General features: G+C 70.6%; 8 protein-coding genes and 1 other RNA gene. 7 read left to right on the top strand and 2 right to left on the bottom strand.

The features are described 5' to 3' along the window. The first annotated feature begins 3 nt into the window (after positions 1–3). The 3 genes from ACFYOS_RS33595 to mctP all read left to right on the top strand — a co-directional run bounded on the left by ACFYOS_RS33595 (position 4) and on the right by mctP (position 3,274). Positions 4–1,224, top strand: a complete 1,221-nt coding sequence (locus ACFYOS_RS33595; RefSeq protein ID WP_387150449.1) for a bifunctional RNase H/acid phosphatase — start codon at positions 4–6, stop codon at positions 1,222–1,224. Positions 1,225–1,376: 152 nt separating this feature from the next. Next, positions 1,377–1,619, top strand: coding sequence for a DUF3311 domain-containing protein (locus ACFYOS_RS33600; RefSeq protein ID WP_387150452.1), 243 nt, complete (start codon positions 1,377–1,379; stop codon positions 1,617–1,619). After that, positions 1,619–3,274 carry a monocarboxylate uptake permease MctP gene (gene mctP / locus ACFYOS_RS33605; RefSeq protein ID WP_387150454.1) on the top strand — a complete coding sequence of 552 codons (1,656 nt, stop codon included), beginning with the start codon at positions 1,619–1,621 and terminating at the stop codon, positions 3,272–3,274. Before ACFYOS_RS33600 ends, mctP begins: the two co-directional genes overlap by 1 nt. 74 nt (positions 3,275–3,348) lie before the next feature. Here the strand turns inward: mctP and ACFYOS_RS33610 are convergent, their stop codons facing one another. Beyond that, the gene (locus ACFYOS_RS33610) at positions 3,349–3,828 is read right to left on the bottom strand and encodes a MarR family winged helix-turn-helix transcriptional regulator (RefSeq protein ID WP_387150457.1); all 480 of its coding nucleotides are present in this window, start codon (positions 3,826–3,828) and stop codon (positions 3,349–3,351) included. A 58-nt stretch (positions 3,829–3,886) separates the two neighbouring features. Here ACFYOS_RS33610 and ACFYOS_RS33615 point away from each other — a divergent pair, with 58 nt between their 5' ends. Beyond that, complete coding sequence (locus tag ACFYOS_RS33615; protein ID WP_387150460.1) at positions 3,887–5,119, top strand: MFS transporter; 1,233 nt, start codon at positions 3,887–3,889, stop codon at positions 5,117–5,119. Between the two features lie 69 nt (positions 5,120–5,188). On the opposite strand, the gene ACFYOS_RS33620 is transcribed toward ACFYOS_RS33615, so the two are convergent. After that, the gene (locus ACFYOS_RS33620; protein ID WP_387150463.1) at positions 5,189–5,950 is read right to left on the bottom strand and encodes a sulfite exporter TauE/SafE family protein; all 762 of its coding nucleotides are present in this window, start codon (positions 5,948–5,950) and stop codon (positions 5,189–5,191) included. Positions 5,951–6,200: 250 nt separating this feature from the next. Between ACFYOS_RS33620 and ACFYOS_RS33625 the strand changes: the two genes are divergently transcribed. The 3 genes from ACFYOS_RS33625 to ACFYOS_RS33635 all read left to right on the top strand — a co-directional run bounded on the left by ACFYOS_RS33625 (position 6,201) and on the right by ACFYOS_RS33635 (position 8,045). Next, positions 6,201–6,473 carry a hypothetical protein gene (locus tag ACFYOS_RS33625; protein ID WP_387150465.1) on the top strand — a complete coding sequence of 91 codons (273 nt, stop codon included), beginning with the start codon at positions 6,201–6,203 and terminating at the stop codon, positions 6,471–6,473. A 145-nt stretch (positions 6,474–6,618) separates the two neighbouring features. After that, an RNA gene (gene rnpB / locus ACFYOS_RS33630) (RNase P RNA component class A) lies at positions 6,619–7,028 on the top strand. A 348-nt stretch (positions 7,029–7,376) separates the two neighbouring features. Beyond that, on the top strand, positions 7,377–8,045 hold the full coding sequence (locus ACFYOS_RS33635; RefSeq protein ID WP_387150468.1) for a hypothetical protein: 669 nt from the start codon (positions 7,377–7,379) through the stop codon (positions 8,043–8,045). Positions 8,046–8,492 lie beyond the last annotated feature (447 nt).

The raw sequence follows: 8,492 nt of genomic DNA on the forward strand, positions 1-8,492 counted from the left end.
GTCGTGGCGGTGCGCGCGGTCGTGGTGGAGGCCGACGGCGGGTCCCGGGGCAACCCGGGGCCGGCCGGCTACGGCGCGGTGGTCCGGGACCCGGAGACCGGCGAGGTGCTGGTCGAACGCTCCGCGGCGATCGGCACGACCACCAACAACGTCGCCGAGTACCGGGGCCTGATCGCCGGGCTGGAGGCCGCCGCCGAGTTGGGCGCGGTCGAGGTCGAGGCGCGGATGGACTCCAAGCTGGTGGTCGAGCAGATGTGCGGCCGCTGGCAGATCAAGCACCCGGGGCTGCGGCCGCTCGCCGCGCAGGCGGCCGACCTGGTCGGCCGGTTCGCCAGCGTACGGTTCAGCTGGGTGCCCCGGGAGCGCAACAAGCACGCCGACGCGCTGGCCAACGCGGCGATGGACGCCGCCGCCGGCAAGGCCCCGGCCCGCCCGGCCGTGGAGTCGCCGCGGATCGTGGAGCCGCCGCGCGAGGTGGCCGGCCCCGACTCGGCCGCCCGCGCCGCCGCCCGCGAGGTGGCCGCCCGGGCCGCCACCGGCCGGGCCACCGGCACCGACCCGGCCACCACGCCCGCCTCCTGGGAGCCGCGTCCCACCGAGGAGGCCACCCGGCTGATCCTGGTCCGGCACGGGGAGACCGAGCGGACCGTGCAGAAGCGCTACTCGGGCCGCGCCGACGTTCCGTTGACCGACCGGGGCCGGGCCCAGGCCCGGACCACCGCCGCCCGGGTGGCCGCCCTGGCGCCATCGGCCGCGGCCGTGGTCAGCTCGCCGCTGTCCCGGTGTACGGCGACCGCCGAGGCGATCGCCGCACTGGTCGGCAACCCCCCGGTACGCCCCGACGACGACCTGATCGAGTGCGACTTCGGGGCCTGGGAGGGGCGCACCTTCGCCGAGGTACGCGAGGGCTGGGCGGGGGAGTTGGACGCCTGGCTCGCCTCCACCCGCATCGCCCCGCCCGAGGGCGAGTCGTTCGCCGTGGTCGCCGAGCGGACCGGCCGCGCGGTGGAGCGGCTGCGCTCGGCGTACCCCGGGGAGACCGTCGTGGTGGTCTCCCACGTCTCGCCGATCAAGCTGGTGCTGCGGGACGCCCTGGCGGCCGGCGACGCCTTCCTGCACCGCCTCTACCTGGACACCGCCGGCATCTCGGTGCTGGACCTGTACCCGGATGGCGGCGTCGCGGTCCGCTCGGTGAACGACACCGCGCACCTCGCCGACCTCTGAGTTCGCTGGTCCGGCCGCCCGTTGATCGCCGTTCGGCGCACGTGGGTGGCCGCTCGGCGCATCGGGGTCGTCCAGCCGAACGTGACCGCGTTCACAGGGTCGTAGCCTCCGGCCGTCACATGGCAAGTTACGACTTCCCGGAGGTGTGTCACATGGCTGCACCAGAACCGGAGGCGCCGGCAACGGCGCGATCCAGGGCGAAGGACCACAGTCCCTGGAACTGGTTGCTCTTCATACCGATCGTGGTGCCGCTGATCCCGGCCTTCTTCAACGCTGACTCACCCCGGCTGTTCGGGTTTCCGCGTTTCTACTGGCTGCAACTGGCCTGGATCATCCTCGGCGTGGCGACCACCACGCTGGTCTACCAGATGACCAAGAAGCGGGGTGATCGGTGATGTGGCGTGACCACCTGACCGAGATCATCGTCTTCGCGATCCTCTTCCTGCTGGTCAGCGCGATGGGTTTCGTGGCGGCCCGGTGGCGGGCGCCGCGCGATATGGCGCACCTCGACGAGTGGGGGCTGGGCGGCCGCAGCTTCGGCGGCTGGATCACCTGGTTCCTGGTCGGCGGTGATCTCTACACCGCGTACACGTTCGTGGCGGTGCCGGCGCTGATCTTCGGGGCCGGTGCGGCGGGCTTCTTCGCCGTGCCGTACACGATCGTCATCTACCCGCTGGTGTTCCTGGTGCTCTGCCGGCTCTGGTCGGTGTCGCACCGGCACGGCTTCGTCACCCCGGCCGACTTCGTCCGCAACCGCTTCGACTCGCCGATCCTGGCGCTGCTGGTCGCGATCACCGGCATCGTGGCCACCATGCCGTACATCGCCCTGCAGCTGGTCGGCATCGAGGCGGTGCTCAAGACGATGGGCGTGACCGGGGAGAGCGCGCTCGCCCGGCACCTGCCGATCATCATCGCGTTCGCGATCCTGGCGGCGTACACGTACCAGTCCGGGCTGCGCGCGCCGGCGCTGATCGCGTTCGTCAAGGACTCGCTGATCTACATCGTGATCCTGGTGGCGGTCTTCTACCTGCCGTACAAGCTGGGCGGGTGGGGCCACATCTTCGACGCGGCGGACGCCAAGTTCAAGGCGAGTCCGGCACCGGGTGACGGCATCCTGCTCAACGCCAACAACCAACTCCAGTACGTCACCCTGGCGTTCGGTTCGGCGCTGGCGCTGTTCCTCTACCCGCACAGCATCACCGGCGTGCTGGCCAGCAAGAACCGGGACGTGATCAAGCGGAACATGTCCGCGCTGCCGGCATACAGCCTGCTGCTCGGGCTGATCGCGCTGCTCGGCTACATGGCCATCGCGGCGGGCGTGAAGCCGCTGCCCGGCGCCAAGGCCGGCAGCGTCGACGGCAACACGGTGGTGCCGCTGCTGTTCGACAAGCAGTTCCCGGACTGGTTCGCGGGCGTCGCGTACGCGGCCATCGGCATCGGCGCGCTGGTGCCGGCGGCGATCATGTCGATCGCGGCGGCCAACCTGTTCACCCGCAACATCTACAAGGAGTACCTGAAGCGGGACGCCAGTCCGGCGCAGGAGGCGAACGTTTCGAAGATCACCTCGCTGGTGGTGAAGGTCGGCGCGGTGGCCTGCATCGTCTTCCTCGACCCGCAGTTCTCCATCGACCTGCAGCTCATCGGCGGCGTGATCATCCTCCAGACGCTGCCGGCGGTGGCGCTGGGCCTCTACACCCGCTGGTTCCACCGGGGCGCGCTGATCGCGGGCTGGGTGGCCGGCATGGGCCTGGGCATGTGGATGCTCTACCAGGTCGCCAACCCGGCCACCGGCAAGAAGCACTTTGCCGGGTCGGCGTTCCCGCTGGAGAAGTTCGGCTTCGACACCCCGAAGACGATCTACGTCGGGATCGTGGCGGTGCTGGTCAACCTGGCCGTCGCCGCGCTGCTCACCCTGGTGCTGCGGGCGGCGAAGGTGGCCGACGGGGTGGACGGCACCACCCCGGACGACTACTTCGCCGACGAGGGCGACCCGCGGGTCACCCCCGGCCCCGAGCGCGACGCGGACTCCGCCCGGGAGCCGGTCGCCTGAAAGCAGGGGCCCCCTGTCAACGCCTCGCGTTGTACAGGGGGCCCCTCCTCACACTCGGTCCCCAACCGGCGCCGTCAGCGGCGCCGGTTGCGCGCGTCCAGGGCCTCGTTGAGCCGGTGCAGCAGGTCGGCGAGGGTGTCCCGGTCGTCGCCGGTCCAGCCGGCCAGGAGGTCGCCGTAGAGCCGGGTGCGGGCCCCCCGCACGGCGGCCATCCGCTGCAGGCCGGCGGGGGTGGGCGAGATCACCGTGCCGCGCCCGTCGGCCGGGTCCGGGGTACGCACGATCAGGCCGTCCCGCTGCATGGCGGAGACCTGCCGGGTGACCGTGGAGCCGTCCAGGTTCAGCTTCGCGGCCAGCGCCGAGACGTTCTGCGGGCCGGCGCTGTCCAGGTGCCGCAGGATCACGTACGCAGCCCGGTCCAGCACCCGGTGCTCGGCGGTGCCCGTGGCCCGCCGGGTCGCCTCGCCCAGCCGCATGAGCAGCGCGACCTCGGTCTCGATCCGCCCGAGTGTGGCCTCTGCCCGACCCGTTCCCGTCGTGTCGTCGTCCCTCATAGCTGTATGATACAACCGAATTACCTGTACGATACAGCTATCTGTCTGGAGGCGCGGAGTGGATCGGCGATCCGAACCCAACCGCAGTGCCATCTACGCCACCACGCTGGTGGCCTTCCTCGCCATCGCCGGCATCGCCGTGGTGGACCCGATCCTGCCGGCCATCGGCGAGGCGATCGGGGTCACCGCCTGGCAGGTCGAGTTGCTGTTCACCGCGTACATCGCGGTGATGGCGGTCGGCATGATCCCGGCGACCCTGGCCAGCGGGAAGTTCGGCTTCAAACCCGTGCTGATCACCGGCGTCTCGGTGGTCGGCCTGGCCGCGATCCTCGCGTCGTTCAGCAACGACATCGTGCAACTCTCCGCGCTGCGCGGCGTCTGGGGGCTGGGCAACGCGATGTTCTTCGCCACCGCCATGGTGGTGCTGGTCAACCTCGCCAACGACCGGGAATGGGTGGTCGGCCTCTTCGAGACCGCGCTCGGCCTCGGCTTCGCCGTCGGCCCGCTGATCGGCGGCCTGCTCGGCGAGGCGAGCTGGCGGCTGCCCTTCTTCGTTTGCGGCGTCTTCATGGTGCTGGCGCTCGCGGTGGCGTCCCGCAAGCTCCGCGAGCCCGCCACCAAACTGCCGCCGGTGAAGGTGGGCTCGATCTTCGCCACCTACCGCAAGCCGGCGTTCATCACCCTCTGCGTGGTCACCGCCGCGTACAACTTCGTCTTCTTCGTGGTGCTCGGCTACACGCCGCTCTTCCTGCACCTCGACGTCATCCCGCTGGGGTTGGCCTTCACCGGCTGGGGCCTCGGCCTGGCCGCCGGCATCCTGGTGATCGGCCACCGGCTGGCGCACCGGATCGGCGCGGTGCAGACCGTCGGCGTCGCGATCGCCGGCCTGCTGGTCTGCATGGTCCTCTTCGCCACCTCCACCGGCACCGCCATGTCGCTCGTGGTGCTGGTGCTCGCCGGCCTGTTCATGGGCCTGGCCAACGCCAACCTCACTGACCTGGCGCTCGGCCTCGGCTCCAGCGACCGGCGGGTCGCCACCGGCGCGTTCAACCTGGTCCGCTGGGGCGCCGCCGCGCCGGCCCCGATCATCTCCGGCAAGCTCGCCGAGCACGGCCTGGCCCTGCCGTTCTGGGTCGGCTTCGGGGTGCTCGCCGTGGGCGTGCTGGTCTACCTCGCCTTCGCGCACGTGATGGCCGCCGGCTACGGCGAGCGGCTGCTCTGGTCCCGGTGGAACTCGGCCGCCCGGAGCAACGAACACGCTCCGGAGGAGCCGGTCGGCGAGGCGTACTGACCGTCCTCCCCCCTGGTCGAACCGCCCCGGCGCAGCTGCGCGCCGGGGCGGCTCGGTGTCCGGGGAGGGTCAGCGCAGGGCGCGCCAGAGAAGGTAGAGGCCGATGGTGGTGCCGAACACGACGATGAGGGTCTTCAGCACCACCGGCGGGAGCCGGCGGACCAGCCGGGCGCCCGCGTACCCGCCGACCAGGGTGGCCGGCGCGACCACCGCGACGTCCGCCCAGTCCACCGGGCCGAAGAGCGCGAACACCACCAGCGTGGTCAGCCCCACCACGGCCGAGAGCAGGTTCTTGATGGCCGACACCCGGGCCAGCGTCGCGTCCAGCACCAGGGCCAGGCCGGCCACCAGCATCACCCCGAGCGCCGCGCCGAAGTAGCCGCCGTACACCGTGCCGAGCCCGACCATGGTCTGCACGGTGAGGGTACGGCGGCGCGGGCTGAGGTGGGCCGGGTGGCCGACCAGCCGGCGCAGCGGATCCTGGAAGGCCAGCACGGCGGTCGCCCCCAGCACCAGGAACGGCACCACCAGCTCGAACGCCCGCGCCGGGGTGGCCAGCAGCAGCACGCAGCCGACGACCGTGCCGAGCACGGCGGTGGGCAGCAGCCTCCACAGCTCTCGACCGGGCGGCAGGTCCTGCCGGCTGCCGGCGACGCTCGCCACGTAGCCCGGGAAGACCGAGACCGAGTTGCTGACGTTGGCCGGCACCGGCGGCAGGCCGGTCGCGAGCAGCGCCGGGAAGGTGATGAGGGAACCGCCCCCGGCCACCGCGTTCACCGTGCCTGCGGCGAGACCGGCGGCGACCAGCAGCGCGGCGTCGGAGAGGTCCATGGTTACGGGAGGCTAGTACGTCGCCCTCCGGGCCGCCGTCCGCGGGACTCAACCTTTCGGCACCCTGCCGCGTCGGGCCAGGCGAAGGGTCGACGGAGGGAGCGTGCCGTGCGGGGTCACGACGGGGGCCGAGGGGTGACTGATCCCGAGTTCCGCGAGTTCGTCGAGGTCCGCTACGCCGACCTGCTGCGCACCGCGTACCTGCTGAGCGGTAGCCGCGACACGGCTCAGGACCTGGTGCACGAGGCGCGTGCCGGCCCGGGCCGGCGGGCACGCCGTCCTCACCGATCAACTGCTGGTGGCACCGGTGCGGGACAACGCGACCCAGGTGGAGGCCGACGGGGTCGGTATTCACACGGCAGCGCCGATGTACGCCGGCTTCGCGATCCTCACCGTGCCGCTGGGCGCGGAGGTGACCCTGCACGTGCTGGACGCCAACGGCAAGACCCTCGCGACGCAGCCGCTGCGGGAGCCGGCGTCGGGGGAGCGGATCTTCAACGAACGGCTCACGTTTGACTGGTAGCGGAGGTGCTGCGGCTGGAGCGGTCGTGCGCGGGCCGCTCCTGCTCGGCTCGCCGACCGGCGCCCGTGGGCGGTGGCCGTCGCCGGGCGGGCCGGGGTGGAAATGGGCGGGCCGGCCCCGTCGTTAGGATGAAGAGCGCGACGGACGAGTCGACCGGGCGGCCGCGTCGACGGGCTGCGGCCCGTTGCCGAGGAACGTCCGGACTCCACAGGGCAGGGTGGTTGCTAACGGCAACCCGGGGTGACCCGCGGGACAGTGCCACAGAAAACAGACCGCCGGCCCTAAACGGGACGGTAAGGGTGAAACGGTGGGGTAAGAGCCCACCAGCATCCCGGGTGACCGGGATGGCTTGGTAAACCCCACCCGGAGCAAGGCCAAGAAAGGGTCGTCACCGCAAGATGACGGTCCGCGCAGACGATCGAGGGCTGCCCGCCCGATGTCTGCGGGTAGGCCGCTGGAGCCTGCCGGCGACGGTAGGCCGAGATGGATGGCCGCCGCCGACGTGCCTTCGGGCCGCGTCGGTCACAGAATCCGGCGTACAGGTCGACTCGTCCGTCGCCCACCAGGTCGCAGCCTCGATCAAGGCTGCGACCTCGCCGTATGTAGGGCCGTCTATGGGCGTTGGCGGTCATCATTGGTTCGCGTCTGACGCCCTGGAGACGCCCTCACGCCCTGTGGACGCCCTGATCTTGGCCCGCGAGAGCTTCGGTTTGGAAGGCGAGGATCACCGCCCGGAGATCCCGAGACGCCTGCTAGTCGCAGGGGAGTGGGTCACAGCTCGTGTCCGCTCATGAACCTTCCCGGCGCCGGCGGCCGGATGGCTGGGTTTAGATCCAGCGCGGAGAGCCCATCGATGGCGGTTAGCGAGCCCAGCGCGTAGGCTGCCCGTGGGAGGTCGCCACAGTGATCCTCTTCCCCGAGCCCGCTGTTCCGCGCGAGGAACCCATGCGCGGGTCTGAACCAAAGGTCAACTTCTTCCTGGAGTCGACGCGCGACATCGCAGTCCTCAGCCGCGCCACGATCAACGACTGGTACACGCGATTTCCCGATGCCGATGGCTCCTTCAGGGAAAGCTCCGCAGCACTGATGACCTCAACCACCAGACGGCTCTTGATGAGTTGTTCGTGCATGAGCGGCATCACCATCAACTTTGAGTTCTTCCCGAGGCGCGCTGAGCCGGGTGCGGAGGGAGACCGCATCGTGGGCATGGGTCCTCCCATTGGCGGGTGGGTCAACTCCGGCGAGCGGTTGCGGGTAGCCCTCAATGGGAAGGCCGGCAGTCGGTACGACCTGCGGGCCAAGCCCTTCGCGCCCGTCGTGGCGGTCCACGACAGCTTCTGCTCCTTGGACCAGGTGATGGACGCCCTTTACGGGAGCGAGCAACTGGTGATCGCCACCCATGAACTCACCCGGGCAGGCAACGGCTTTTTTGGACGCTCCTCTGCGAATCTGGGCAAGAACCGGCGAGTGTCGTGTGTCTTCGTGATCCAGGGCTGGCTGCCGTGCGCACCAGAAGATGCCACCATCTATCGGCTTGACAACCCCTTCGCGGACGGACAGGCCTTTCCCTGAGGACCTGCTACAAGCCGACCACCGATTCACCGAGGTTTCCCGCGACAACAGACTCTTTGCCTTCGATTGGCGTCCGCCCCTCCAGCGCAGCCCTGACACTATCGCCGCCGCAGACGCCCCGCCTCGGTCAGGAGAGCCAGCAACCAATCCCCGCGGAGAGGCGGAGCCGGCGGCTGGTTGAGGTCAAGGGTGAGCCTTCACTCCGGATGGCTGTGCGATCAGGCGGCGCTGACCACCTGATCCGTAGCCTCGGCCGGACTGTCCGGCTCGGTGCAGGAGTGTCGGCAACTGCTGATCGCGGCGCTCTACTCGTCCGCTGCCGCGTCGGTCCGTCCAGCGCCGTTGCTGTCATCCGTTGCTAATGAGGTTTGCCGGGTCGGTTGCGGCAGACTCGGGTCCGGTAGCCGCTGGCGGGTGAGCACTCCCCGTTGCAGGACGCGTGCAGTC

Source organism: Micromonospora sp. NPDC005806 (assembly GCF_042871425.1).
GTDB lineage: Bacteria > Actinomycetota > Actinomycetes > Mycobacteriales > Micromonosporaceae > Micromonospora.

What these genes read in the sequence shown, in the direction of transcription:
- ACFYOS_RS33600 (WP_387150452.1), top strand. Translation starts at nt 1,377, where the DNA reads ATGGCTGCACCAGAACCGGAGGCGCCGGCAACGGCGCGATCCAGGGCG.
- mctP (WP_387150454.1), top strand. Translation starts at nt 1,619, where the DNA reads ATGTGGCGTGACCACCTGACCGAGATCATCGTCTTCGCGATCCTCTTC.
- ACFYOS_RS33610 (WP_387150457.1), bottom strand. Translation starts at nt 3,828, where the DNA reads ATGAGGGACGACGACACGACGGGAACGGGTCGGGCAGAGGCCACACTC.
- ACFYOS_RS33620 (WP_387150463.1), bottom strand. Translation starts at nt 5,950, where the DNA reads ATGGACCTCTCCGACGCCGCGCTGCTGGTCGCCGCCGGTCTCGCCGCA.